This is a genomic window from Pseudomonas sp. KU26590 (genome assembly GCF_026153515.1).
Taxonomy (GTDB): Bacteria; Pseudomonadota; Gammaproteobacteria; order Pseudomonadales; family Pseudomonadaceae; genus Aquipseudomonas.
Genome location: NZ_CP110644.1, coordinates 6,120,347 through 6,147,000, shown reverse-complemented (window position 1 = coordinate 6,147,000; position 26,654 = coordinate 6,120,347). Strand labels below are relative to the sequence as shown.

Here is a 26,654-nt window from a genome sequence, read left to right as displayed (position 1 = left end):
CAAGTTAACGGCAGCGCGCGAGTGCCTGCGAACATGATTTTCTTGCAGCTTCAAGCGTGGCGCTTGGGGCTGTAGTCAGGAGTTCTAACACCATGGCTGAACGTCTCAGTAACGACTTCCAGTTCATCGAAGTCGGGCGTAAAGATCCGAAGAAGAAACTGCTGCGTCAGCGCAAGAAAGAGTTCGTGGAAATCTACGAACCTTTCAAGCCGCAGCAGTCGGCCGATCAGGCGCACCGTTGCCTGGGTTGCGGCAACCCGTACTGTGAATGGAAATGCCCTGTGCATAACTTCATTCCCAACTGGCTGAAGCTGGTGGCCGAGGGCAACATCCTCGCGGCCGCCGAGCTGTCGCACCAGACCAACACCCTGCCGGAAGTCTGCGGCCGCGTGTGCCCGCAGGATCGTCTGTGTGAGGGCGCGTGCACCCTCAACGACGGCTTCGGCGCGGTAACCATTGGTTCGGTCGAGAAGTACATCACCGACACGGCCTTCGCCATGGGCTGGCGCCCGGACATGTCCCGCGTCGTACCAAACGGCAAACGCGTGGCAATCATCGGCGCAGGCCCGGCCGGCCTGGGCTGCGCTGACGTTCTGGTGCGCGGCGGCGTGAAGCCGGTGGTGTTCGACAAGAACCCGGAAATCGGCGGTCTGCTGACCTTCGGCATTCCCGAGTTCAAGCTTGAGAAGAGCGTGCTGAGCAATCGCCGCGAAGTGTTTACCGGCATGGGCATCGAGTTCCGCCTCAACACCGAGATCGGCAAGGACATTACCGTCGAGCAGTTACTGGAAGAGTACGACGCGGTGTTCATGGGCATGGGCACGTACACGTACATGAAGGGCGGCTTCCCTGGTGAAGACCTGCCGGGCGTGCACGATGCGCTGGACTTCCTGATCGCCAACGTCAACCGCAACATGGGCTTTGAAAAGTCGCCGGAAGATTTCGTCGACATGAAGGGCAAGAAGGTCGTGGTGCTCGGCGGCGGCGATACGGCGATGGACTGCAACCGCACGTCGATCCGCCAGGGCGCCAAGTCAGTGGCCTGCGCTTATCGTCGTGACGAAGAAAACATGCCGGGCTCGCGCAAGGAAGTGAAGAACGCCAAGGAAGAAGGCGTGAAGTTTCTCTACAACCGCCAGCCCATCGCCATCGTGGGCGAGGATCGGGTCGAAGGCGTGAAAGTCGTCGAAACGCGTCTGGGCGAGCCGGACGCGCGAGGCCGTCGCAGCCCGGAGCCGATCCCGGGTTCCGAAGAGATCATCCCGGCAGATGCCGTGGTCATCGCCTTCGGTTTCCGTCCAAGCCCGGCGTCGTGGTTCGATCCACAGAATATCCAGGTCGACAGCCAGGGCCGCGTTGTGGCGCCGGAGCAGGGCCAGTTCAAGCACCAGACCAGCAACCCGAAGATCTTCGCCGGTGGCGACATGGTGCGTGGGTCTGATCTGGTGGTGACGGCGATCTTTGAAGGCCGCAACGCGGCTGAAGGGATTCTGGATTATCTGGGCGTGTAAACACGCGAATTTGTAGGAGCGCGCTTGCCCGCGATGCGTTGGGTCAGTCACCGTTTTAGCGTCTGGAATGACGTGTTCGCGGGCAAGCGCGCTCCTACAGATTGCATCGATCTGCTGCGACAAATCGCCCCGATAAATAAAAGGCACGGCACCGACCGTGCCTTTTATGTTGGTGTCTGAGAAAATGCCCGCACTTTTTTTCCGGATGCCGACATGACTGCCCTGAAGAACGACCGTTTCCTTCGCGCCCTGCTCAAGCAGCCTGTTGACGTCACGCCTGTATGGATGATGCGCCAGGCCGGCCGCTATCTCCCGGAGTACCGCGCCAGTCGCGCCAAGGCCGGGGACTTCATGAGCTTGTGCATGAACCCGGCGTTCGCCTGTGAAGTCACCCTGCAGCCGCTTGAGCGCTATCCGCTCGACGCCGCCATTCTGTTCTCCGACATCCTCACCGTTCCCGACGCCATGGGCCTGGGTCTGTACTTCGAAACCGGCGAAGGCCCGCGCTTCCGCAAAACCGTCACCACCCTGGCTGACATCGAAGCGTTGCCGATCCCTGACGCGCAGAAAGACCTCGGCTATGTCATGGATGCCGTCAGCACCATTCGCCGCGAGCTCAACGGTCGCGTGCCGTTGATCGGCTTCGCCGGCAGCCCGTGGACTCTGGCGACTTATATGGTTGAAGGCGGCTCGTCCAAGGACTTCCGCAAATCCAAGGCCATGCTCTACGACAATCCGCAGGCCATGCACCTGTTGCTCGACAAGCTCGCGCAATCGGTCACCGCCTACCTGAACGGCCAGATTCTCGCAGGCGCGCAAGCGGTGCAGATCTTCGACAGCTGGGGCGGCAGCCTTTCGGCCGCGGCGTATCAGGAGTTTTCGCTGGCCTACATGCGCAAGATCGTCAACGGCCTGATCCGTGAGCACGACGGACGCAAAGTCCCGGTCATCCTGTTCACCAAGGGCGGCGGCATGTGGCTTGAAAGCATCGCCGACGCCGGCGCCGATGCGCTGGGCCTGGACTGGACCTGCGACATCGGCGAGGCCCGCCGCCGCGTCGGCAACAAAGTCGCGCTGCAAGGCAACATGGACCCGACCGTGCTCTACGCCAATCCTCAAGCCATCCGCCAGGAAGTCTCGAACATCCTCGCTAGCTACGGCAGCGGCACCGGGCACGTCTTCAACCTCGGCCACGGCATCACCCCGGAAGTCGACCCGGCCAACGCCGGCGCCTTCATCGAAGCCGTGCATGAAATGTCGGCGAAGTACCACCAGTAAGCTGTTCGCAGACATGAAAACGCCCGGCTAATGCCGGGCGTTTTTGTGTGGGGTCGCATTCCCGCAAAGAGCCCAGACCTCTCGAAACTGGGCTTTTGGGCGCATGATCGCTTCTGCCGAAGGCGTAGGAGCGCGCTTGCCCGCGATCTGGCGCGAAGCGGCAGTGAATGTACCTGTGTGGCTGTACCTCTGTGGTAGATCAGCAAGTCCGTGCTCGAAGGTCTTGCGGCCGGTTCCCGCCCGATCGCGGGCAAGCGCGCTCCTACAGTTGCATGTGTGGCTGTTGGTTTAAACCTGCACATTCACCGCCAGCGGTTTTACCTTCGCCAATTTCAGCGCCACGGCGAGGGCGATCAGCAGGAGGGTGCCAATGAAGGCGCCGATGCCGTTCCAGCCGGCGTAGTGCCAGAACACGCCGCCGCCGGTGCCGGCAACGCTGGAGCCTACGTAGTAACTGAACAAGTACAGCGACGACGCCTGGCCTTTGGCTTTGATGGCGCGGCGGCCGATCCAGCTGCTGGCCACGGAGTGGGCGCCGAAGAAGCCGAAGGTGAACATGAGCACGCCAACGATCACCACCACCAGCGGGGTGAACATGGTCAGCGCCACGCCGACGAGCATCAGCACGATTACGGCCCACAGCACGTTGCGTCGGCCCAGTTGATCGGCCAATGCGCCGATCTTCGCCGAGCTGTAGATGCCAGACAGGTACACCACCGAGAACAGGCCGACCACCGCCTGACTCAAGTTGTACGGGTCGGCCAGCAAGCGGTAGCCGATGTAGTTGAACAGCGTCACGAACGCGCCCATCAGCAGGAAGCCTTCGAGAAAAAGCCACGGGAGCCCAGCGTCACGGAACTGCAGGACAAAGCCTTCCAGCAGGCTGCGGCCACTGAGCGGTCGTGCGCGGAAATTGCGCGACGGCGGCAGGATTTTCCAGAACACGCCGGCCGCGCCCAGCGCGATGACGCCCATGATCAACAGTGCCGTGTGCCAGCTGACGTAATCGCTCAAGACCCCGGTGATCACCCGGCCGCTCATGCCGCCGATGGCGTTGCCGCCGATGTACAGGCCCATCGCCAGGCCGATGTGCTGCGGGTGGATTTCTTCACTGAGATAGGTCATCGCCACGGCGGCGAGTCCGCTCAGCGACAAGCCCACGAACGCCCGGGTGATGAGCACGCCCTCCCAGGTGGGCATCAGTGCGCTGGCGATGGTGAAAAGAGCGGCGGAGAACAGCGAGAAGACCATCACCGACTTGCGCCCGAGGCGGTCGGAAATGGGCCCGGTGATGAGCAACCCGATCGCGAGCATCGCGGTGGACACCGACAGAATCATGCTGCTCTGGGCGGCGTTGATGGAGAAGTCCCGCGACAGCACCGGCATCATCGGTTGTACGCAGTACAGCAGCGCAAACGTTGCGAATCCGCCGGAGAACAGCGCCAGTACGGTACGAATGAAAGCGGGCGTGTCCTTCTCGATGTAGGTATCGCCCAACGGGATGGCCGCAGTGGCGAACTCGGCAGGCGCGGCGGGGGATGCAGCAGTATTCACGGGTGACCTCAGACGGGGAGCGGGGAGCGGGGAGCAGTGGCAAAAGAATATAGCCGCCTAACGATTGCTTCCAATATATTGTTCGACCTGTTTGATAGGTTTGACGACCTAATGGAATGACCGTGGAATTACGACACCTGCGTTACTTCATCGCTGTCGCTGAGGAGCTGCACTTTGGACGCGCTGCTCAGGCGCTCGGCATCTCCCAACCGCCTCTTAGCCAGCAGATTCAGGCGCTGGAGCAAGAGCTCGGCGCGCGCCTGTTTGAACGCACCAATCGACGCGTGGAGCTGAGTGAAGCGGGCCGCTTGTTCCTCGACGAAGCGCGTCTGGTGCTGGCGCAGGTCGAGAAGGCTTCGGACGTTGCCCGGCGTGCGCAGCTGGGGGAACTGGGGGAGCTGAAGATCGGCTTTACGGCTTCCGCGCCCTTCACTTCAAGCATCCCGCAGGCCATCTTCGCGTTTCGCCAGCGTTATCCGGCGGTGCATCTGGCGCTTCAGGAAATGAGCAGCCGGGAAGTCGCCGAGCGGCTCGAGAACGAGTCGATGCAAGTGGGCATCATGCGGCCGTTGCCGCTGCCGGATTCACTGGTCGCCGTGGAGCTGCTGCATGAACCGTTGGTGGCGATTCTGCGCTCGGATCATCCACTGGCCGACGGCTCTGAACGCGGCATCCATTTGCGGGAACTGGCCAATGAGCCGTTTGTGTTCTTCCCGCGCAGCTACGGCAGCGGGCTCTACGCGCAGTTGCTGGATCTGGCGCGCGAGGCGGGCTTCAGCCCGTTGTTCACCCAAGAGGCGGGAGAGGCGATGACCATCATTGGTCTGGTGGCAGCGGGATTGGGCGTGACGGTGTTGCCGGCGTCGTACCAGCGCATGCGCATCGACGGGGTGGTGTACCGGACGCTGCTGGATGCCCAGGCCACCTCAGCGGTGTGGCTCGTGCAACGCAAGGATCAGAAGTCGCCGATGGCCAAGGCGTTTGTCGAACTGGTGACGCGCAAGGCGGGATAACGCAGAGCCACAGCGCAGAACTGCGGGAGTTGTTGCACGTGGCCCAATAGGCAGAGCAAGAAAGGTAGCTGAGCTATCCCGTCATTTGCTCGCCTTGCCCTGGAGTGGACCGACCACGTATTTCAGTTCGCCGCTTTCCATGCTGATACGGAAGATACCTTCGGAGGCGTAATCGACGAACCAGCGATCGTCCAGGCTGCGACCGTAGGGACGCAGCTCCACGCCAGGGTAGTCAAAGCGCACCTCCTTGAGGGACGTCAGGGCAAAAAGCACCGCGGCGAACAGCTCACGGGCCTCGTAGTTGGGCGGCAGCAGCTTGTCTGCCTTCCAGCGATCTTCGCTAAGCTGCTGACCCGCCACGGGAGTGCCGAGGGTGTCCATCAACGAGAAGCGCAGGCCGTGGCGCTCCTTCTGGATCGTCATCAGCCATTCTTCGCGCTGACCGGCTTGCTCACGTTGCACGTGCAGTTGCACCGGAAATTTGATGTGGGGCGTTTGCGCGGGTACGGGCGCATGGCTGGCGCAGCCACTCACTAACAGCACGCAAAACAGCAAAAAAGCGCGAATCATGAAGCGTTACCTTCCAGGTGTGCCGACAATTTTTATTCCCGGGCTTCGAGCTGCTGAAATGACGCCGGCTATGGCGCGGCGCCATCACCGAGTGACGGGCATTATCTCGATGCCAGCCCACTGAGGCAAACGTTGAAACAAATAGTGTGTTTACTGACGATCATTTTTACGGGTGCGGCAGCAGCCTCTATCACTGTGTTGCAGGCGCTATCGGTCTTTCGATGATGTAGCACTCATCCTTACAGCCAGATTACTCCGAGAGGCTCGCCCTACTCATCGCGATTGCCTAGACTCGGCAACATTCATCGGGTCGCAGGCGATCCTTCACGGCTAGACAGCAACAGGGAGTCTTACATGCGGCGTGTGGTGTTCAATCAGAAGGGCGGGGTTGGCAAGTCCAGCATCGCCTGCAATCTGGCGGCTGTCAGTGCTCATGAAGGTTATCGGACACTGTTGATCGATCTGGATGCCCAGGCCAACTCGACACAGTACCTCACCGGCCTGACCGGTGAAGAGATCCCGATGGGCATCGCCGACTTCTTCAAGCAGACTTTATCGTCCGGGCCTGGCGCTAAAAAGAATCAGGTCGACATCTATGAAACGCCCTTCGACAACCTTCATGTCGTGACCGCCACGGCGGAGCTGGCTGATCTGCAACCCAAGCTGGAAGCCAAGCACAAGATCAACAAGCTGCGGAAACTGCTGGATGAGCTGAGCGAAGATTACGAGCGCATCTATCTGGACACGCCCCCTGCGCTGAATTTCTACGCGGTATCGGCGTTGATCGCGGCGGATCGTGTGCTGATTCCGTTTGACTGCGACAGCTTTTCCCGTCAGGCGCTGTACGGGTTGCTCAAGGAAATCGAAGAGCTCAAGGAAGATCACAACGAAGATCTGGAGGTGGAAGGCATTATCGTCAACCAGTTCCAGGCGCGGGCGAGCCTGCCCCAGCAGATCCTTGATGAACTCATCGCGGAAGGGCTGCCGGTGCTGCCGGTCTACCTCACCAGTTCGATCAAGATGCGTGAATCGCACCAGGCCAACATGCCGCTGATCCATCTGGAACCGCGGCATAAGCTGACTCAGCAGTTTGTCGAGCTGCATCACTTGCTGGAAACGGGTGCGGGTCATCGGTAGCTGCTAGGCGAGCGGTTCGGGGCTCTCTCGACGGGATCGGGTCATCTGCTTGGCTCGCTTGCGCGCCTTTTCGGCCATGTCCTTGGGGATGTCGATGGTCGCATCCATGTCTGCCTGAAGCTCATTCTGGCTGGCGATCAGGCGATGGTTGCCTTCCGCACAACCGCAGCGCACCGCCTGGCCGTGCGTGGCCACGGCCACGAGTTCGTCTATGAAGGTCGGATTGCCTTGGGCAATGAAGCCGATCTGAGCGCATTGCTCGCACCAGACCGGATCGCCCATGCGCGCCAGGCGCCGGTCCTCCCAAGTGTGCGAGCCTGAAGTGCTCAAAACCACGCCGCCGGTTGTTGTTGAATCGCCCTCTCTGACCACGTATGTCATCGCTTCGCTACTCCAGGGTGTCGATAGGAATGGCGAAGCCTAGACGCAGAATTCGACGAATTCGGGACAAACGAGTGCTTTCAGAACCTGCCTACAGCGCTGGCTGTCAGGCACTTCAAACGCTGAAGAAACGCCTTTCATAGTCCCTGACTGGTCAGCCAGGCCATCAACTGTTGTAACGGCATCGCGCCACTCTGCCGGGCAATTTCACGGCCGTCCTTGAACAGGATCAGGCTCGGGATCGAGCGAATCCCCAACTGCGCGGAAAGCTGCTGATTGGCCTCACTGTCCAGCTTCGCCAAGCGAACGCGCCCGCTCAACTGAGTTGCCGCTTGCTCGAACGTCGGCGCGAAGGATTTGCACGGCCCGCACCACTCTGCCCAGACGTCCACCAGCAACGGCAGGTCGCCTTTGATCTGGCTGGCGTAATCGCCCTGCGTCAGGTTGAACGGCTTGCTCAGCAACACCGGCTGCTTGCAGCGCCCGCACTTCGGCTGGTCGCTCAGTCGCCCGGCAGGAATGCGATTGAGCCCGTTGCAATGCGGGCAGGGGATCAGCAGTGATTCGGACATGACAGAGGCCTGGGTGGGATTGATGACTATTAGGTGGAGTCGGAGGGGTGGGTTATCAAGCTTTGCGGCTGCACCTTCAGCGACGGGCTGTCATCAATGGCGGTCGGCATTCATTGATCACCTGAAATGCCAGGTGTGAACTAACCCAAATTTCACCGCTCGTTTAAGCACCCCACGCCTAAAAAGACTCAAACCTGAAGACGCGACGAATTCCCGCATCAGCCTTGGCCCAAGCCGCCAAATGCGCGCGTTAAGCCAAATTCTCAAGCGCTGATTATCCGAAAGTACCCCCCGTTTGCCCAACTGTTCGCCCTGCCTGCCTGTCGCTAGTGTCGATGCGAGGGGCTGACTGACGATGATGCGTGTTGGCTCCTGCCATCTCATAGCCAGGGAGTCGCCGATGATCAGCCAGATCCAGGCCGCCGTTGCAGCGGTTGTCGCGAACAAAAAGCCAGCCGTTGACGCCGTCCCAAACAGCGAACCCAAAACCGTCGATAAACCTGCAGCGACCGCGACCGACAAGGCGACGTTCTCGACACTGGCGGCTCAGTTGAACGAGAGCGCAGCGCGAGCCGAGAAGAGGGACGCAGGGATGACCCACGCCGAATTAGGGCAATACGGGCGTAATCGCATCAATGAGTTTTTGATCGAAGGCCGCGCAGTCAACAGCGGCACGCGGGCCATGGAAGTGCCCAAGACAAATGACCCCGAATTGCTGGACCGCGCGCGCGAGGCCAGTGCGTTCGTGACCCGGACGCTGGCCGGTGACAAGAACGCCAAGAGCCCGTTCGAGAACCTATCCCGTGCACAACTGAACCTGATTGCCTTTGACGACAGCGCAAGCTTCACCCTCAACGAGCGACGTGCGGCCTGGCAGGGCGTGCAGAAAATGGACGAGGACTGGCGCAAGGTTGCGATAAACGAGGGGGTGATCGAGCAACTCCGAACGGGCAAGGCCACCCGGTTCTACAACGACGCCCTGAGCTACCTCAAGTCGCTGCCAGCGATTGAGAAGGCTGTGAGCTATCCCAAGGGAGCAGAAGCCATCGTGGAAGCGCGGATCAAGAGCGACCTTACGCTGCCCAGCCTGCCGGGCGCTTTCGGACGCCAGGCGCCAGACCGCAAACTGACCCTCTACGACATCCTCGCCGGCATCGTCGACACCAGCAAAGACAAGAAAGCTGACCCAAACAACATCGCCTACACGAAGAAGTTCGCGCCTCGTACTTCACCTGAGCCAGCTACGGCGGCTACGCAGGGGGTTGAAAAGCTAGCGGCTGCGAATGCCGGTACGCAGGTTTCTGCTTTACCGAAGCCTGCAGCTGAAGCCTGATCATTGAGGGCGCCTGCCGCGCTCGCTCGATGCGCTCCAAAGTAGCTATCCGTTCGGGTAGTAGGAATCTAGCGCGATGCCTGATTAGCTTTTTTAGATCTAATAAAAAGGAGGATCTAAAAATGAAATCAAAAAATAAAGGTAACGCAGTTTTGCTGTTTTCTACTTTGGCCATGGTTGGGGTGGTGAGTGCAGGGACCTCAGGTGACCGTAAACTTTAAAAATGAAACCGATGAAAATGCAGTTTATGTGCGTGGAAGTAGCAGTAATGAACTGACCACATACTCGAACGCATCACCCAAACCTGACGCTGTGGCAGCGGGGGGCTCGACCAGTTTTAACGTTCGTCCAAGCGGTGCGTCTCCAATAGGCTACGCCACCGTGCGATATCAAGCGGGGTTCAAAACCTGCCAATTTACAACCAGCTATTTGATGAGCTCTACACCGGGAGGTGTCCGCACGCCCAAGTGGAACAGAAGTGCGGTGTCGGGCGGCGGTGCCAGATGCGACGTTACTGTCACCTCCGTCAATTACGCCAACCACAATTGGGTGGTGGACTTCATCATGCGCTGATGACGCAAACATGAACCGGAGCTGCGCATTAGTGGCAGCTTCGGCAGCGAGTGGTATCAGAAAAGGAATTTTCTATGCTTTCCACTATAAGTTCGCCCACACGACGTCTGTTGAATGCAGGCGAAGTTGAAAGAACGCCGTCTGCCGAGTTGCCAGTCGTAGACACTGAGCGGGCGCCGACTGCAGCGCTGATGTCTCGATCGGAGACTGCGAATGTGTCAGTTCTGGGGCGGCAGCTAAGCGGCAGTGCAGAGAGGGCGAGTCAGCGAGAACTGACGATGTCCCGCGATGAGCTGGCGGCCTATGCGGCCAAGCAAAAAAGCAGGTTTTTATTCGAAGGGTATCAAGCCGGAAAAGCCCGGCATGATCTGGAGACGCCTCAAACCGATGACCCTGAGCTTCTGAATCGCGCCCGGCAAGCTACTGAATATGTGAACCGTTCCAGTGCTGGTGACATAAACGCGAAAAGTCCCTTCGCGGGCCTTTCACGGGATCAATTGATCCTGATTGCCTATGACGACCGAGGCGGCTACACCATCAATGAGAGGCAAGCCGCTTGGCGCGGCAGTGCGCAAATGGAATATAAGTGGGCGCAAGGTGCCATTGCCCGAGCTCAACTCGAAAGCAGTGCGACTGGCAAGCAGCCTGTATTCATGAGGGAGGTCTTGAACTACTACAAAGCGCTGCCGATGATCGAAAAAGTCCAGGATCGTTATCCCTGGAATTACGAGGCCGAAATGGAAGCGAAAATCGCAGAGGAGCTAGCGCTGCCGGCGGGAGGCGAGCGCGAACCCCAAACGCACATACTCAACCTCTACGACATTCTCGCTGCCATGACTGATCCGGAAACAAAGCGTTTAGGCCGCGAGGATCCGGCATTGCCCGAAACGGTTGAGGTTTCACCTGATCTCAACTTGCCCCCACTCACGACGAACAACTGATCTCCAGATGCTTGCCCCAATCCGGCGGACGCTGTGCATAACTCTCCATTCCGGGCTGCTCCTCGAACGGGTTGCACAGCACCTGATGCAAACGGCGGACTTCGCTGTCGTCGCCTTGTTCGGCGGCTTCGATCGCGCGTTGGGCCAGGTAGTTGCGCAGGATGTACAGCGGGTTAACCGCGTGCATGCGCGTGCGGCGATCCTGCTGGCTGCACTCGGGTTCGCGGGCGATGCGGGCTTTGTAGGCGTCGGCCCAGGCGTCGAAGCCGAGCATGTCGACGAAGTCGTCGCGCAGCTTCCCTACCGCGACTTCGGCTGATTCCTCCCCCAAATGGCGGAAAAACAGCGTGTAGTCGACGCCGCTGTTCTGCATCAACTGGAGCAAGCGCGCGATCAGGTCAGCGTCGTCATCTTCAGCGGTTGTCACCCCCAGACGTCGACGCATCAGGTCCAGGTAATGCGCTTGATACAGCGGCAGAAACAGCTCCAGCGCCTCACGCAATGCCTCGACGCTGACGAAGGGTGTCAGCGCCTGCGCCAGCGCGCTGAGGTTCCACTGGCCAATCGGCACCTGGTTGCTGAAGGAATAGCGGCCTTCGTGATCGGAATGGTTGCAGACGAAATGCTGATCAAAGTCATCCAGAAACGCGAAGGGGCCGAAGTCGAAGGTGATGCCGAGAATCGACATGTTGTCGGTGTTCATCACGCCATGACAGAAACCGTAGGCCTGCCATTTGGCAATCAGCTCGGCCTGACGCTCGACGATCACGCGGAACATCGCCAGGTGCGGCTCGGGCTGTTCCAGGCATTCGGGGTAATGCAGGGACAGCACGTGATCGGCCAGTTGCTTCAGCTGTTCCGGCTGTTTGGTGTAGAAGAAATACTCCAGGCTGCCGAAGCGCACGTGGCTTTGCGCCAGGCGTAAAACCATCGCCGCGCGCTCTTGGGTTTCGCGCCACACTGGAGTGCTGGAGCCGATCACACAGGCCGCGCGACTGGTCGGGATGCCCAAGGCATGCAGGGCTTCTGAGGCCAGAAACTCGCGGATCGACGAACGCAACACGGCGCGACCATCACCCATGCGCGAATACGGCGTCTGCCCGGCGCCCTTCAGGTGCAGATCCCAGTGTTCGCCGGCGTCGTTGTAGACCTCGCCGAGCAGTAAACCGCGGCCATCACCCAGGCGAGGGTTGTACGAACCGAATTGATGACCCGAATAAACCATCGCCCGCGGATCGGCCTCGGCCCACAGTTTGTGGCCGCTGAAAATTTCAGCAAACAGAGGGTCTTGTGCCTGAGCGAGGTCCAGATCGAGCAGCGCGAGTGCCGCCTCGCTGGCAACCACCAGCCGCGGGTCGGCAATGGGCTCGGGCAGGACGGTGGTGGAAAACGCATCGCCCAGACGGGCAAAGCGGTTATCGAACGTCAGCTCGTCGAGGGCTTTCAAGGGATGCCTCCAGCAGAATGTCCGACCATTCTGCTGGGATTTTCCGGGTCAGTCGAGCCTGACTTCCGGTGGCTCCGGTGCATCTTTTGGCGCCGGGGGCACAGCAGCGGGCGGCGTGATGGTTTTCTGCTCGGGTTCAACGGGCACCATCTTGTACTCCTGTCCCTGCATGTTTTTGAGGTAAACCTCCATCTGCCGGAACGAGATATTGATGTGCTGCTTCTTGAATTCCTTATTGATAAACCGGTTGATCTCGTCGAGCACCGGGTTGCGGTCGCCCAGGTCACGTACGTGCATGCGCAGTTCGTGGTCGAGGGTGCTTTCGCCAAAATTGAGGAAGTAGACGATCGGCTCGGGCTCTTTCAACACCCGAGGATTTTCCCGAGCCGCCTGGAGCAGCAGGTTGCGCACCAGATCCAGATCCGAGCCGTAATCCACGCCCAGCTTGAGCGTGACGCGGGTGATGGTGTCCGTCAGCGACCAGTTGATCAACTGCCCGGTGATGAACGTCTTGTTCGGGACAATGATGTCCTTGCGGTCGAAGTCGGTGATGGTGGTCGCGCGAATGCGGATCTTGCTGACCGTACCTGACAGGGCGCCAATGGTGATGGTGTCGCCGATCCGCACCGGGCGCTCGAACAGGATCATGATCCCGGAGATGAAGTTGGCGAAGATCTCCTGCATGCCGAAACCCAGGCCCACCGACAGCGCCGCCACCAGCCATTGCAGCTTGTCCCAGCTGACGCCGAGGGCCGAGAGTGTCGAGACAAAACCCACGCCAGCGATGGTGTACGACAGCAACGTGGTGGTCGCGTATGAGCTGCCTTGCTTGAGATTGAGCTTCGACAGCACGAGCACTTCCAGCAGGCCCGGCAAGTTGCCGGCCAGCACGAAGGTAATGCCGATGATCACCAGCGCGCCGATAAGGTCGCCCAGGCTGATCGGCACCATGCTGATATTGGCGCCTGTGCCGCTGGTGTACTCGTACAGCGTGATGTTATCGAGGTACGAGAACACCGAAATCAGGTCGGCCCAGACGAAGTAGAGCGCGCCGATGAAGCCGGCGATCAGGGCCAGACGAATCAGGCGCAATGACTGCTGGTTGACCTGCTCGATGTCCAGCGTCGGCTCCTCGATCAGCGTCTCGCCTTCGCCGGCTTCTTTCGCGGCCTGACGCTTGCTCAGCGCACGCTGATACGCCAGACGGCGCGCGGCGACGCTTAGCCCGCGTACGAAAGCGGCTTCGATGACCAGCCACAGCATCAGCAGATACAGCGTGTCGATCAGGCGATCACTGAGTTTCAGCGCCGTGTAGTAATAGCCAAAGCACACGGCGATGAACAGCGCGACGGGCAGGGCGGTGAAGGCCAGCCCCACGGCGCGGCGAAACAGCGATGCACTGTGGTGGGTCGGGCTGGTGAGCAACAGGCGCGCGAGCAGCCAGGTCATCAGGGCGTAACACGTCAGCACCACGGCGATGCCGATAACATCGTCGGCCAGTGCCGAGGGCTCGTGCTCGGCCACAGCCACCACCGTCACCAGCGCCAGCACCACCAGACCCAGACGGCGGATCCAGCCGCGCAGGAATTCCACCTGCGGTTTTTCCCAGCGAAAGTGCAGTTGCGCCACGCCGCCCGGCGCAAGAATCCGGTATGCGGTGTAGAACACCAGCCAGGCCAGGGCCACTTGCAGCAGTGCAGAACCCAGATTGACGTTCTGCCCGCGGGCGTCGATCTGCAGCGCGAACGCACACACCGCGAGGGTCAGCGATAACGGCATCGCCAACAGCACGTTGATGAAAATCGCCAGCGGCGTCTGCCACTGCCGGTCCCGCTTGAAGTGGCCGATGTCGGCGTGCAGTCGATTGAGCTTGTCGTACAGCGCCTTTCGCTTCCACATCAGCGCGCCGATCACCAGAAACAGCGGCAGGAAGATCAGCGGACGCTGGGTCAGCCCGTCATACAGCTCGCTGACGCTGGACGTCCAGGGCAGGGTGGTGACCTGTTTGACGAGTCGCGGCTGGACGCGCTCGAACCACTCCAGGTCCAGCGGCTTGTTGCTGGGAATCCAGAACATCTGCTCATCAAGGGTGGCCCGCAGGCTGTTGGCCGTGCTGACCAGCTGTTTCTGATTGAGCTGCAGTGTGATGGATTCGTTGAGCAGCGCACTGAGCTCGCGATTCAGCCGTTCCAGCAGGTCGCTGCGAGTGGTGGCCAGATCAAGCAGTGTCTTGCGCAGCGCGGGTGTGACGTCTTCCGGCTTCTGTGTGGCCAGCAACGTGTCGACGTAAGCGCTTGGGCTGCTCATCTGCTCGCGCTGCTGATTGACCTCGAATTGGTACAGGCGGATGTCGGCGATTTCGTCGGCCAGACCGCTGTCGAGCTTGAGCTTGGGTAAGGATTGCTTCTGTTTGTAGAGGATTTTCGATAGCAGCAAACTGCCGCTCAACACGTTGATCTGCTCGTCGAGCGCTTGATCGGTTTGCGTGATGGCATCCAGCTGGGTTTTGGTCTTGAGGTTCTGCTGGGTCAGCTCGTTGAGGCGGTCGGTGCCACGCAGCAGATAGTCGGAAAGCTTGAGGTTGGCGGCGCTTTCGGTCGCCAGCAGGCTGCTGCCGCCGGCTTTCTGCGCTTCCAGGGACAACTGCGTCACGGTTTCCTGGGACTGGGCGCGACGCTTCTCGTTGATCAGCGTCTGCAGGTCCTGGATTTCCTGATCCTGACGACTGACCTTTTCCGTAAGCAGGTCGCGCTGGCTGCCGCCCAGGTCCTGCAACTGGCTGTTGCCGGCGAGCTCCTGACGACGCAGCGCAATCAACGCGTTCAATGAGGCCTGTTCAGCGTTCAACGCGTTGCGCTGGTCGGCGTTGATGGTTTTGCCGCCATCCTTGCCGGACTTGAGGATGCCGTTGATGGCCTGAATGCGAGTCTGGCTGCTGCTGATCTCGGCCTGGGCACGCTCGGGTCGGGTCTGCGCGGTGATGGTCAGGCTGTTGGCGTCATTAAGGGCTTTTTGCAGATCAGCCTGCTGGGCGCTGCGCTGACTCAGTAATTGCTCAAGCTGCGGCACATCCAGATTGGCGTAACGCTGCGCAATGGGAATGACTTTACTGGCCTTGAGCTTGGTCAGCTCGCGCTGGTTCTCGGTAGTCTGCCGAGGCGCGTCGGCCAGCTGCTTTTTCAGGTCTTCCAGCTTCTGCTGGTTATCCTTCTGGCTGGACAGGAACGTCAGCGTCTGTTCCAGCACCTGCTGCAGCGCTTTCTGGTCGTCAGCGGTAAGTTTGCGGTCGGCGATCTTGTCCAGACTGCGCTGGACGGCCTCGCTGGACAGGGGCGGCGTATCGGCGGCATGCGCCGGTACGGACGACAGGCAAAGCCCAAGCAGGGCCGAGGCAATAAGGTTACGCAGCGTGGACATAGACACCGGGTCGAGCGAGCAGAAATGAAGGGCAGTTTAAAGGAACAGCGCGGGGCCCGGGCTGCTTCCTTCGGGGAATCTGACGCCCACTTTGAGGATCTTGTTCCCGTCCATAACCGCGACGGTCCAGATGGTCCCATTCCATTCGATCTGGTCGCCCACGATCGGCGCGCCGCGATTCTTCTGAATGATGAACTGACTCAGCGGCATGCCAGGGTCCAGCCCGTCGAGTTTCAGACCGTAGAGTGCCGCGACAGCCCCCAGCTCAGCGTCTCCTTCCAGAACAAAGTCACCGAAGAAGCGCAGATCCAGACCGCGTTGCGGCGCCTGACTGAACAGCTTGCCGAGGGCGGGAAGGTCGTGTTCGTGGCCGATGACGCACAGCAAATCACCGACTTCCAGCACCGTACTACCCGACGGGTGGAGCAACTGCTGGCCGCGGAAAAGGGCTGCGATCCGCGTGCCTTCCGGCATTTTCAGCTCGCGCAGTGCGGCGCCGATGCACCACTTTTCGGCGCCGAGGCGATACACGAACAGCTCCCACTCGCTTGTGACGTGCACTTCAAGCGCCGCGCGGGAAATCGGCGCCGGATCAGGCGGCACCGTCACTTTCAGCCATTTCGCCACCCACGGCAGGCTCGTGCCCTGAACCAGCAGCGACACCAGCACAATAAAGAACGCGAGATTGAAATACAGCTGCGCATGGGGCAGACCGGCCATCAGCGGAAACACCGCCAGAATGATCGGTACCGCACCGCGCAAACCCACCCAGGCAATAAAGGCTTTTTCGCGACCGTGGAACACCCGGAAAGGCAGCAGGCCCGCCAGCACCGACAGCGGCCGCGCCACCAGAATCATCCACAGCGCCAGGCCCAGCGCCGGCAGCGCAATCGGCAGCAAATCGTGGGGAGTGACCAGCAGGCCCAGCACCAGGAACATGCCGATCTGCGCCAGCCAGGCCATGCCGTCGAGCATGTGCAGAATGCCGTGGCGGCTGCGAATAGGCTTGTTGCCCAGCACCAGGCCGCACAGGTAAACCGCGAGGAAGCCGCTGCCGTGAATGGCGTTGGTCAGTGCGAAGACGACGAGACCGCCTGCCACTACCAGAATCGGGTACAGGCCGTTGGCCAGATTAATCCGGTTGACCAGCTGCAGCATGATCCAGCCGCCGCCCAGCCCGATGATGCCGCCGATGCCGAACTCCTGAACCAGATGGCCCAACAGGCTCCAGTGCAGGCCGGTCTGGCCGCTGGACAGCATGTCGATCAGCGTGACGGTCAGGAACACCGCCATAGGGTCGTTGCTGCCGGATTCGATTTCAAGGCTGGCCGTTACCCGTTCGTTCAGGCCTTTGCCGCCCAGCAGGGAGAACACGGCGGCGGCGTCTGTGGAACCGACGATGGCGCCGATCAGCAGGCCCTGAATGATGTTCAGGTCAAACAACCAGGCGGCGACCATGCCGGTCAGCCCCGTGGTGATCAGCACCCCAACCGTCGCCAGCGACAAGGCGGGCCAGAGTGCGACCCGGAAACTCGCCACCCGCGTGCGCAGGCCGCCATCGAGCAGGATGACTGCCAATGCCAGGTTGCCGACCAGATAGGCCGTTGCGTAGTTATCGAAGATGATGCCGCCGCCATCGACGCCGGCCACCATGCCGACCGCCAGGATGATGACCAGAATGGGAATGCCGAGGCGTGAGGACAGCGAGCTGACCAGAATACTTGCACCCACCAGCAACGCGCCGATCAGGAACAGGCTGTTGATGGTCGTGGCATCCAAGGGCGGTACTCCAGAAACGAATTCAAACAGACGAGGGCGAGAACTGACCATGCAGTCCGCGTGCCAAGGGATTTAACCTGTTGAATTGCATGGCTGTCAAAGCGTAATTCTTGACGGCCGGGCACAGGGGACGGTGGGGTCGACTTATATCGGGAGGCCGTTGCGCCACAGTTGGCCGACGGGGCAGTACCGCCTTGCGGGCGTAACAGCGCCATGGCAACGATAAATATGTATGGCAGATAGCGCTTCGAATGCTGATCACGTCTGGCGTTCATTTCAGCAAGAAAGCGACATGCGCCATGCAGGCACCAAACACAGCAGCACCCGTCTCGGACGAACAGCAACTCAAGCAAATAGCCAAGCGTTACGTAGCCGATTATCCCGATCTCATTGCGCTGGCCAGGTCTGCCGCGCAGAACATTATCTTCAGGCACACGGGTAAGCACCTCGATCCCGGCCATGTGTACTGGCACCGTTTCTCAACGGCCAGCAGCAGCGAGTTGTCCTTCACGGGCTGGAAACACGCCGGCACACCGGTGCAGTCGATGACCATGATCGAGCTGTTGATCCATCGGTTCGAGGTAAGCGACCAATCATCTGCAGACGAGCTGGCTCTCTACGGCGGCTTTTACACGGACGGCCCCAGTCACGAGTTTTTCGACGAGCGCAATGAAGTTCGCCTGTTGCCCGAGGAGGTCCTTCGGGATTTCTGGGCGCTGGATTTCAGCGCGGGCTATCGCCGCAAAATGGACCGGTTCTGGGCGCGGCACAGTGATAACTGTTGCTTGCTCGCCAAGGCCAGCTACCTGGCGCGTGCCGGGGAAAGCGTTGCCAGGCGCCATCTTTCTCTTGCCGATTTCCAGGCGGTGCGAAGCATCATCAGCCAGGACCCGATGCCCCGATTGGAACAACTGCGTACCGCAGCGCCAGCGTCGCCGGGTGTATTGGTGTTTCCTTTAGAGCTCGGTGCATTCAAAGCTCGGGACATATTGCGCATTGTCGGGCCCGGGGAAAGGCAGATTCTGTACCTCGGCGGTGAGGCGAGGCCCTTTCGCAGCTTCGATACCCATCAGCACCTTTACCAATGGCTCAAGGGGCAGTTTCTTTCCTTGAGAACCCGAGCGTCCATCTGCGCCCGCTTTTTGCGTTCGTCGAACGACTGGCAAACACATCGCGATGCCTTTCAGCGCGATGTCGCGCAGCTTCTGAGCCGAGCTCAAGACCTTGAGGGCACGGATCGACTCGTCAATCGAACCGGCGAGCCGATTGCGGGTGATCCATTCGTTTATTTGCGCGAGGTCGCGCGCAGCGACATGACCAATGACGCAGACGCGTTGTTGACCAGCAACGCCGACCTGCGCAAACAGATCTGGCTGGGTTATCTGAACACTTTCCTTTCGGTGTTTGGCAACCTTGCGCCCCTGGGCTGGCCGATGGCGCTGGCGGTTGTGGGTGCCAGTGCCGCCAATGTCGGCCTGAGCATCGATCAGGCTGTGAACGCAAGAACCTCCGCGCAGCGTAGCCTCGGTGTTCAGAGCGCGATCAGCAGCGCGATCTACCTTTTTTTCAATTTACCTTTTCTGCTGCGCACGGGGGCGGGTGTCAACACGGCCTGGCCACGTGTGAGCCCGCCGCCGGGTGAGTTACCCGCCAACCCGCTGTCAGGCATGCCGGGCGACATCGTTCTTGAGTCTCAACTGCCTGCGGCCCAGGAAGGGCGTTTTCAAGGCACTTATCATTTAGGGGATGGCGAGACGTGGGTGACGGTCGGACGCGAGGCCCATCGCGTAAGTTTCGATGAGCACCTCGGAAGCTGGGTGATTGTCGATGCAGACAATCCTTTCGCTTTCAACGGTCGCTGTCCGGTGGTGCTCAGCGCTGATGGCTACTGGCAACGCCTGTCTGCGCCGGGATTGGCGGGCGGCATGCCGATGGACAGCGTCGCAACCGGCGCTTCAGGTCAGCCACGGTTTACTCCCGTTCAGTCTGCGTTCTGGGATCGTTTCATGCAGTTGAATCTGTTCGACGAAAAGCTCTATTCCGAAGCCGCGGTTGCACGGCAGGAATCGGTAGTCGAGGTTTACCGAATGGACCCGCAGGAGGTCGTCACTTCCGACTCGGACGGTGAGGACGTCCACTTCGATGAGTGGGGGGCCAGGCATCGGGTATATCGCACTGCGGAGGGAGAGTATTTCGCGTCGAACATTACGGCGTACACCCACGATGATGAAGCGTATAACCAGTTTTTGCGCACCGGTGTGCCGAAATATCCTGATCAGGTCGCAATGCTCAGTCGGCTTGTGGAGGACGTCATTACCGTGGGCAGCAATAATGACGTGGCGCTGTATCGAGGGGGCAGCGGCGCGAGAGGTACGTCGGGGGCGTTTTTTCGTACCGGCGACGTTCAGCCGGGGGATGTACTGGTGAATACCGATATCACCTCCTTCAGCGAGAACCCCTACATGGCCCGGACGTTCGCCAGTAACCAGGGAGGGCTGCACGCCAGCGCGATGCAGGAGCCCATCCGTTTCGATGACACCAGCGTAGTCTTCGTATTGCCCGAAAAAAGCTACCTGGGTGCCGCACCCATTGCTCCTTTTTCCGCCAGCCCGGAAGAGGCTGAAGCTGTTTTTCTGCCAGGCCATTACTTTCAGATCGACAGCATCGAGCACGTTCTCGGCACGTTTTATCAGTTCATGAAAGTGCAGTTGCGCGAGATAGGAGGCCCTCTGGAGGGGCGCAAACTGCTCGACCTGCGCACCGGGGAGGCCTTCAGTCGCGAACAGTATGCCGCCCGACTGGGCAGTGACGCGAAGGCCTTGACGGACTTCTTCTTTCCCCTCTCAACCTCGTAGTAAATCAGGGCTACGCTCGCTCAGAACCAGTCTTCCCGCATGGTCAGGCAAGCGTCATCGCGCCGCTCGAGAATGGCCAGTTCGTGATGGCAGCCCGGCACCTCCCACGTCAGGAAGAACCGGGCGGCTTGCAGCTTGCCTTGGTAAAAGTCGTGATCAGCGGGGGTGCCGTGATCCAGACCTTCCTGCGCCCGAATCGCCTGTTCCAGCCAGCGCCAGCCAATCACCGCGTGCCCGAACGCTTTCATGTACAGCGCGGAGTTGGCCAGCGTCGCGTTGACCTTGCCCTGGCTCAGGTCGGTCAGCAGACCGAGGGTGACCGTTTGCAGTCGGGCGGTCAGTTGCTCCAGCGGTTGCCGCAATGCCATCAGCGATTCATGGGCCTGCGCACGCTCACAGGTGTCAGCGATCAGGCGAATCAGTTGCTTGAGCCCGGCGCCGCCGTTCTGGGCCAGCTTGCGGCCTAGCAGATCCAGCGACTGAATCCCGTGGGTACCTTCGTGGATCGGGTTCAGGCGGTTGTCGCGGTAGTACTGCTCCACCGGGTAATCCCGGGTGTAGCCGTGGCCGCCAAGTATCTGGATCGCCAGTTCGTTGGCCTTCAGGCAAAACTCCGACGGCCAGGATTTGACGATAGGTGTCAGCAAATCGAGCAGCTCGTGGGCGTGTTTACGCACCTCCTCGCTCTCCCCCGTTTGCGTGTCGTCGAACAGCCGGGCGGCGTACAGGCCCAGGTCAAACGAGCCCTCGACGTAGGCTTTTTGCATCAAGAGCATGCGTTTGACGTCGGCGTGCTGAATGATAGACACCGGCGCGCCGTCCGGTGACTTGCTGTCGGGAAGCCGGCCTTGCGGCCGTCCGCGGGCGTATTCCAGCGAGTACAGGTAACCGGCATAACCCAACATGACCGCGCCCATGCCGACGCCGATGCGTGCCTCGTTCATCATCTGAAACATGCAGCTCAGGCCCTGATGCGGCTTGCCAACCAAATAGCCGACGCAGTTGCCGTTATCCCCAAAGTTCAGTGCCGTGGAGGTGGTGCCGCGCCAGCCCATTTTGTGAAACAGGCCGGCCAGAATGACGTCGTTGCGCTTACCGAGGCTCCCGTCGTCGTTGACCAGAAACTTCGGCACGATGAACAGAGAAATGCCTTTCACCCCCGCCGGTGCGTCGGGCAGTTTGGCGAGGACCAGATGGACGATGTTTTCGGAGAGTGGGTGATCGCCGCCCGAGATAAAAATCTTGTTGCCGCGCAGGCGATAGCTGCCGTCTTCCGCAGGCTCGGCGCGGGTGCGAATGTCCGACAGCGACGAGCCGGCGTGGGGTTCGGTCAAGGCCATGGTGCCGAAGAAACGACCCTCGATCATCGGTTGCAGAAAGCGTTGCTTTTGCTCGTCGGTGCCGAAGTTTTCAATGAGATTCGCCGCGCCCATGGTCAGAAATGGATAGGACGATGTCGCCGTGTTTGCTGACTGGAAATGGGCAAAACAGGCCTGGGACAGTAACGTCGGCAGCTGCATGCCGCCCGCTTCGAAGTCCCGGGCGGCGTTGAGAAAACCGGCTTCCAGAAAGGCATCCACGGCGGGTTTCACCTCCGGGATCAGTACCGCTGCGCCGTTCTCATAGCGAGGTTCGTTTTCGTCATTTTTACGGTTGTGGGGTGCGAAGTATTTCTCCGCAATGCTGCGCGCCGTACTGATCGCCGCATCGAAGGTTTCCCGGCTGTGCTCGGCAAAACGCTCGCGTTGAGTCAGCGCCTCGGCGTCCAGCACCTCATACAGCTCGAAAGCCAGATTGCGGGAACTGAGCAGCGTCTCGGACATGGCGGCATACCTTTCTTGGGAATGCCGTCGAGTCTAGGGGGGCGGGGAAGGGGTGAACAGGATGATTGATGCGGGTGATGGAGGTATCAAACGATCGAAGCAGGCTCGCCGAATTCAGTGTGGGAACGTGCTTGCCCGCGAACGCGTCGGGTCAAACACTGCTGTGGTGTCTGACCGAACGCATTCGCGGGCAAGCGCGCTCCTACAATAATGCTGCGTTACCCGATTGTCATGAGGCTCGCATTACCGCCCGCTGCTGCGGTGTTGACGCTCAGCGCACGCTCGATCACCAGACGCTCCAGCGCGATATTGGTCTCGCCTTTGGACAAACCATGAACGCCGACAATAGGGCCGCTGCGTTGAGCGACCTGTTGGCAGATGGCGCGCAACTGATCGGAATCACCATGGTGCAATACCGCGTCAATGGCGACCTCGTCTTTGTTCCAGTCGGCAACCAGCTTGATGCGCGACTGCACGTCCTTCGGCAGGCGATTACGCAGCGACTTGCCCGGCTCAACGTCCGGCACGATCGCTGTACTGCCCACCGCCATCACGGCGGCCAGTTGCGCCAGCAGATCCGTCTCGTCCTCGGCCAGGCACAGCACGTGCTCACGCGGCAAGATGCTGTAGCTGTTGCGCTCGCCGGTCGGGCCCATGAGCGTGCGGGTCACGCCGCTCTGGGACTCTTCGGCGAACTGGCTGCACAGCGCCTCCAGGTCACTGAGTTGCTGGCTACCTGCCCAGGCCTTGAGCGCATTCAGCGGCTTGAGCATGGCCTCTTGCATGCGGGTATCAGGCGCCTGTTGCGCATCGCGGGCGGCAAAGGATTTCTGCACGGCGTCGGCGGGGCGGGTCGACAGCAAACGGTACAGGTACAGCGGGCCACCGGCTTTCGGACCAGTGCCCGACAAGCCTTCGCCACCGAACGGCTGCACACCCACCACGGCGCCAACGATGTTGCGGTTGACGTACATGTTGCCGGCGTTGACGTTGTCGATCACCTTGGCGATGGTCTCGTCGATGCGCGTGTGTACACCTAATGTCAGGCCGTACCCGGATGCATTGATCTGGGTGATCAGTTGATCCAGTTCCCGACGCTTGTAGCGCACGACGTGCAATACCGGGCCGAAGATTTCCCGTTGCAACTCGTCGAAGCTGTCCAGCTCGATCAGCGTCGGCATCACGTAGGTGCCGCGTTTGATTTCGTCCCCGTCGGCAATGGCGACCTGATACACATTACGGCCTTTGTCGCGCATGGCCTGAATGTGTTTCTCGATGCCGGCTTTGGCTTCCTGATCGATCACCGGGCCGATGTCCACCGACAGGCGCTCCGGGTTACCGAGGCGGCTCTCAGCCATCGCACCTTTGAGCATCTCGATGACACGATCGGCGGAATCTTCCTGCAAGCACAGCACACGCAGTGCGGAGCAGCGTTGGCCGGCGCTGTCGAACGCCGAGGACACCACGTCGATGACCACTTGTTCGGTGAGCGCCGAAGAATCAACGATCATCGCGTTCTGGCCACCGGTTTCGGCGATCAGCGGAATCGGTCGGCCCTGGGCATCGAGACGGCCAGCGACGTTGCGTTGCAGCAACCGGGCGACTTCGGTGGAGCCGGTGAACATGACGCCCTTGACGCGATCATCGCCGACCAGCCGCGCGCCGACGGTTTCACCGCGGCCCGGCAGCAGTTGCACCACGCCTTCGGGAATCCCGGCTTCGAGCAGAATGCGGACGGCCTGTGCGGCGATCAGCGGTGTCTGCTCCGCAGGTTTGGCGAGTACCGGGTTGCCAGCCGCCAGGGCTGCAGCGACCTGACCGCTGAAAATTGCCAGCGGGAAGTTCCACGGGCTGATGCACACCACAGGACCCAATGGGCGGTGAGCGTCGTTGCTGAAATCGTTGCGTGCCTGCACCGCGTAGTAACGCAGGAAATCCACCGCCTCGCGCACTTCGGCGATGGCATTGGCGAACGTCTTGCCGGCTTCGCGGGCCAGCAGGCCCATCAGCGGTTGAATCTCGGCTTCCATCAGGTCTGCGGCACGCTCGAGGATTGCCGCACGTTCGGCCGGCGGCGTCGCTTGCCAGATCGGGCCCGCGCTCAGGGCGCTGAGCAAGGCGTTATCGACGTCCTCCAGACTCGCCTCCTGCACGTGGCCGACAACGTCACGCAGATCGGACGGGTTCAGGACAGGCACCTCAGTGCCGGCGCTGACCGGGCTGCCCAGCATCGGGCCGGCCTTCCAGTCGTTATGCGCCGTGGCGAGCAGGGCGGAAGAGAGCGATGCCAGACGATGTTCGTTGGCCAGATCGATGCCCGCGGAGTTGGCGCGTTCGCTGCCGTACAGGTCGCGTGGCAACGGAATGCGCGGGTGCGGCAGGCCGAAACCACCTTCCTGGGTCGCCATGCGCTCGATGCTGGACACTGGATCGGCGACCAATTCCTGTATCGATATCGACTGGTCGGCGATGCGGTTGACGAAGGAGGTGTTGGCGCCGTTTTCCAGCAACCGACGAACCAGATACGCCAGCAGGGTTTCATGGGTGCCGACCGGGGCGTACACGCGGCACGGTCGGTTCAGCTTACCGTCGGCGACTTTGCCCACGACCTGTTCATACAAAGGTTCACCCATGCCGTGCAGGCACTGGAATTCGTACTGACCCGGGTAATAGTTCTGACCGGCGATGTGGTAAATGGCCGACAAAGTGTGGGCGTTGTGGGTCGCGAACTGCGGGTAAATGACCTCCGGCACCGACAGCAGTTTGCGTGCGCAGGCGATGTAGGAAACGTCGGTGTACACCTTGCGCGTGTAGACCGGATAGCCTTCCAGGCCTTCGACCTGAGCGCGCTTGATTTCACTGTCCCAGTACGCGCCTTTCACCAGACGAATCATCAGGCGATGCCGGCTGCGGCGGGCGAGGTCAATGACGTAATCGATCACATAAGGGCAGCGCTTCTGATACGCCTGAATCACGAAGCCGATGCCGTTCCAGCCGGTCAGCTGCGGCTCGAAGCACAGGCGTTCGAGCAGGTCCAGCGACAGCTCCAGGCGATCGGCTTCTTCGGCATCGATGTTCAGGCCGATGTCGTATTGCTTGGCCAGCAGGGTCAGCGACAGCAGGCGCGGGTACAACTCGTCCATCACGCGCTCGTATTGCGCCCGGCTGTAACGCGGATGCAGGGCGGACAATTTGATGGAGATGCCCGGACCTTCATAGATGCCCCGGCCGTGTGAAGCTTTGCCGATCGAGTGGATGGCTTGCTCGTAGGACGCCAGATACTTCTGCGCGTCGTGCTCGGTCAGCGCAGCCTCGCCGAGCATGTCATAGGAATAACGGAAGCCTTTCGCCTCGAACTTGCTGGCGTTGGCCAGGGCTTCGGCGATGGTTTCGCCGGTGACGAACTGCTCGCCCATCAGGCGCATGGCCATGTCCACACCCTTGCGGATCATCGGCTCGCCGGACTTGCCGATGATGCGGCTGAGCGAGGAGGTCAGGCCGGCCTCGTTGTGGGTGCTGACCAGTTTGCCGGTCAGCAACAGGCCCCACGTGGCGGCGTTGACGAACAGCGAAGGGCTGTTACCCAAGTGCGGGTGCCAGTTGCCGGTGCTGATCTTGTCGCGGATCAATGCGTCGCGGGTACCTTTGTCAGGGATGCGCAACAGGGCTTCGGCCAGGCACATCAGGGCCACGCCTTCCTGGGATGACAGCGAGAATTCCTGCAGCAGGCCCTGGACGATACCGGCGCGGCCACCGGCGCTCTTCTGGTTGCGCAGTTTTTCGGCGATCGACGCCGCCAGTTTGTGGGTTGCATCGGCCATCGGGGCCGGCAGGCGAGCCTGCTCAATGAGCATGGGCACCACTTCAGGCTCGGGACGCCGGTAGGCGGAGGTGATCGCGGCACGCAGAACCGACTGGGGAAGGATGCTTTCGGCGAATTCGAGGAATGCCTGATGGCCGTTGTCGGCGGGCAGGTCACCCTGATCATCGGCGTCTTTGCCACCCTGACCACTGAGTTCATTCAGGGTCGCGCCGCCCTCGAGCTTCTCCAGATAATTGAAGATCGCCTGCTTGATCAGCCAATGGGGCGTCCGGTCGATGGACTGCGCCGCCGCTTTTAATCGCTCGCGGGTGGGGTCGTCGAGTTTGACACCGAGGGTGGTGGTGGCCATTTCTTATCCTCATGACAGCCACGGTCATGTGGCTAAGCTGCGGCAAGATTAGCTGCGGTATCGAAAGGGTGCAACCGGGTGCAACCGCTTTTTTAAAAGTGTTTCAGGGGTGCCCTTTATTGAGTCGAGCGAGGATCGGCTTGCTCGATTAGAGTGCCCCTCATGGCAGGCTCTATTTGGCAGCTCCCCTCGTAAAGCCGGTGGATGTGGCACTTTTATCTAAATTGTAAAAAAGCCCGGTAATGCCAGTTTTCGGGTTGCACCTGCTCCGGGATGTCCTCTAGGATGCGCCGCTTTG

Annotated in this window: 17 protein-coding genes; 8 read left to right on the top strand and 9 right to left on the bottom strand. The window is 60.5% G+C overall.

What is annotated here, in order from left to right; genetic code table 11:
* Positions 1-92 precede the first annotated feature (92 nt).
* Together OKW98_RS27170 and hemE are read left to right on the top strand one after the other, a co-directional pair.
* Positions 93-1,511, top strand: coding sequence for an FAD-dependent oxidoreductase (locus OKW98_RS27170; protein ID WP_265387443.1), 1,419 nt, complete (start codon positions 93-95; stop codon positions 1,509-1,511).
* A gap of 213 nt (positions 1,512-1,724) precedes the next feature.
* Positions 1,725-2,789: a uroporphyrinogen decarboxylase gene (hemE, locus tag OKW98_RS27165; protein ID WP_265387442.1), complete on the top strand. Its 1,065-nt coding sequence runs from the start codon at positions 1,725-1,727 to the stop codon at positions 2,787-2,789.
* A 288-nt stretch (positions 2,790-3,077) separates the two neighbouring features.
* Here hemE and OKW98_RS27160 read toward each other — a convergent pair whose 3' ends face one another.
* The gene (locus tag OKW98_RS27160; protein WP_416147774.1) at positions 3,078-4,343 is read right to left on the bottom strand and encodes an MFS transporter; all 1,266 of its coding nucleotides are present in this window, start codon (positions 4,341-4,343) and stop codon (positions 3,078-3,080) included.
* A 122-nt stretch (positions 4,344-4,465) separates the two neighbouring features.
* Between OKW98_RS27160 and OKW98_RS27155 the strand changes: the two genes are divergently transcribed.
* Positions 4,466-5,356, top strand: a complete 891-nt coding sequence (locus OKW98_RS27155) for a LysR family transcriptional regulator (RefSeq protein WP_265387441.1) — start codon at positions 4,466-4,468, stop codon at positions 5,354-5,356.
* 81 nt (positions 5,357-5,437) lie between these two features.
* Here the strand turns inward: OKW98_RS27155 and OKW98_RS27150 are convergent, their stop codons facing one another.
* The gene (locus OKW98_RS27150; RefSeq protein ID WP_265387440.1) at positions 5,438-5,926 is read right to left on the bottom strand and encodes a hypothetical protein; all 489 of its coding nucleotides are present in this window, start codon (positions 5,924-5,926) and stop codon (positions 5,438-5,440) included.
* A gap of 354 nt (positions 5,927-6,280) precedes the next feature.
* Here OKW98_RS27150 and OKW98_RS27145 point away from each other — a divergent pair, with 354 nt between their 5' ends.
* Complete coding sequence (locus OKW98_RS27145; protein WP_265387439.1) at positions 6,281-7,063, top strand: ParA family protein; 783 nt, start codon at positions 6,281-6,283, stop codon at positions 7,061-7,063.
* 3 nt (positions 7,064-7,066) lie between these two features.
* On the opposite strand, the gene OKW98_RS27140 is transcribed toward OKW98_RS27145, so the two are convergent.
* Positions 7,067-7,444 (bottom strand): PAAR domain-containing protein, encoded by a 378-nt coding sequence (locus OKW98_RS27140; RefSeq protein ID WP_265387438.1) that lies wholly within the window; start codon positions 7,442-7,444, stop codon positions 7,067-7,069.
* Positions 7,445-7,581: 137 nt separating this feature from the next.
* Positions 7,582-8,016, bottom strand: coding sequence for a thioredoxin TrxC (gene trxC / locus OKW98_RS27135; RefSeq protein ID WP_265387437.1), 435 nt, complete (start codon positions 8,014-8,016; stop codon positions 7,582-7,584).
* 400 nt (positions 8,017-8,416) lie between these two features.
* On the opposite strand from trxC, the gene OKW98_RS27130 reads away from it, so the two are divergent.
* The 3 genes from OKW98_RS27130 to OKW98_RS27120 all read left to right on the top strand — a co-directional run bounded on the left by OKW98_RS27130 (position 8,417) and on the right by OKW98_RS27120 (position 10,863).
* Entirely contained in the window at positions 8,417-9,349 is a 933-nt protein-coding gene (locus OKW98_RS27130) for a hypothetical protein (RefSeq protein WP_265387436.1), read from the top strand.
* 204 nt (positions 9,350-9,553) lie between these two features.
* Entirely contained in the window at positions 9,554-9,922 is a 369-nt protein-coding gene (locus tag OKW98_RS27125; protein ID WP_265387435.1) for a hypothetical protein, read from the top strand.
* Positions 9,923-10,200: 278 nt separating this feature from the next.
* Positions 10,201-10,863 carry a hypothetical protein gene (locus tag OKW98_RS27120; RefSeq protein ID WP_265387434.1) on the top strand — a complete coding sequence of 221 codons (663 nt, stop codon included), beginning with the start codon at positions 10,201-10,203 and terminating at the stop codon, positions 10,861-10,863.
* Here OKW98_RS27120 and selO read toward each other — a convergent pair.
* From selO to OKW98_RS27105, 3 genes are read right to left on the bottom strand one after another with little or no spacing between them, the layout of a single operon-like run.
* Positions 10,847-12,310 carry a protein adenylyltransferase SelO gene (selO, locus tag OKW98_RS27115; RefSeq protein ID WP_265387433.1) on the bottom strand — a complete coding sequence of 488 codons (1,464 nt, stop codon included), beginning with the start codon at positions 12,308-12,310 and terminating at the stop codon, positions 10,847-10,849. The genes OKW98_RS27120 and selO overlap by 17 nt on opposite strands.
* Positions 12,311-12,358: 48 nt before the next feature.
* Positions 12,359-15,727, bottom strand: coding sequence for a mechanosensitive channel MscK (gene mscK / locus OKW98_RS27110; RefSeq protein WP_265387432.1), 3,369 nt, complete (start codon positions 15,725-15,727; stop codon positions 12,359-12,361).
* Positions 15,728-15,763: 36 nt separating this feature from the next.
* Complete coding sequence (locus OKW98_RS27105; RefSeq protein ID WP_265387431.1) at positions 15,764-17,506, bottom strand: potassium/proton antiporter; 1,743 nt, start codon at positions 17,504-17,506, stop codon at positions 15,764-15,766.
* 299 nt (positions 17,507-17,805) lie between these two features.
* On the opposite strand from OKW98_RS27105, the gene OKW98_RS27100 reads away from it, so the two are divergent.
* Positions 17,806-20,361 carry a dermonecrotic toxin domain-containing protein gene (locus tag OKW98_RS27100; protein ID WP_265387430.1) on the top strand — a complete coding sequence of 852 codons (2,556 nt, stop codon included), beginning with the start codon at positions 17,806-17,808 and terminating at the stop codon, positions 20,359-20,361.
* A gap of 20 nt (positions 20,362-20,381) precedes the next feature.
* On the opposite strand, the gene OKW98_RS27095 is transcribed toward OKW98_RS27100, so the two are convergent.
* Both OKW98_RS27095 and putA read right to left on the bottom strand, forming a co-directional pair.
* Entirely contained in the window at positions 20,382-22,184 is a 1,803-nt protein-coding gene (locus OKW98_RS27095; RefSeq protein WP_265387428.1) for an acyl-CoA dehydrogenase, read from the bottom strand.
* A gap of 218 nt (positions 22,185-22,402) precedes the next feature.
* A complete protein-coding gene (putA, locus tag OKW98_RS27090; RefSeq protein WP_265387427.1) occupies positions 22,403-26,356 on the bottom strand; it encodes a trifunctional transcriptional regulator/proline dehydrogenase/L-glutamate gamma-semialdehyde dehydrogenase in 3,954 nt (1,317 codons plus the stop codon).
* Between the last annotated feature and the right edge of the window lie 298 nt (positions 26,357-26,654).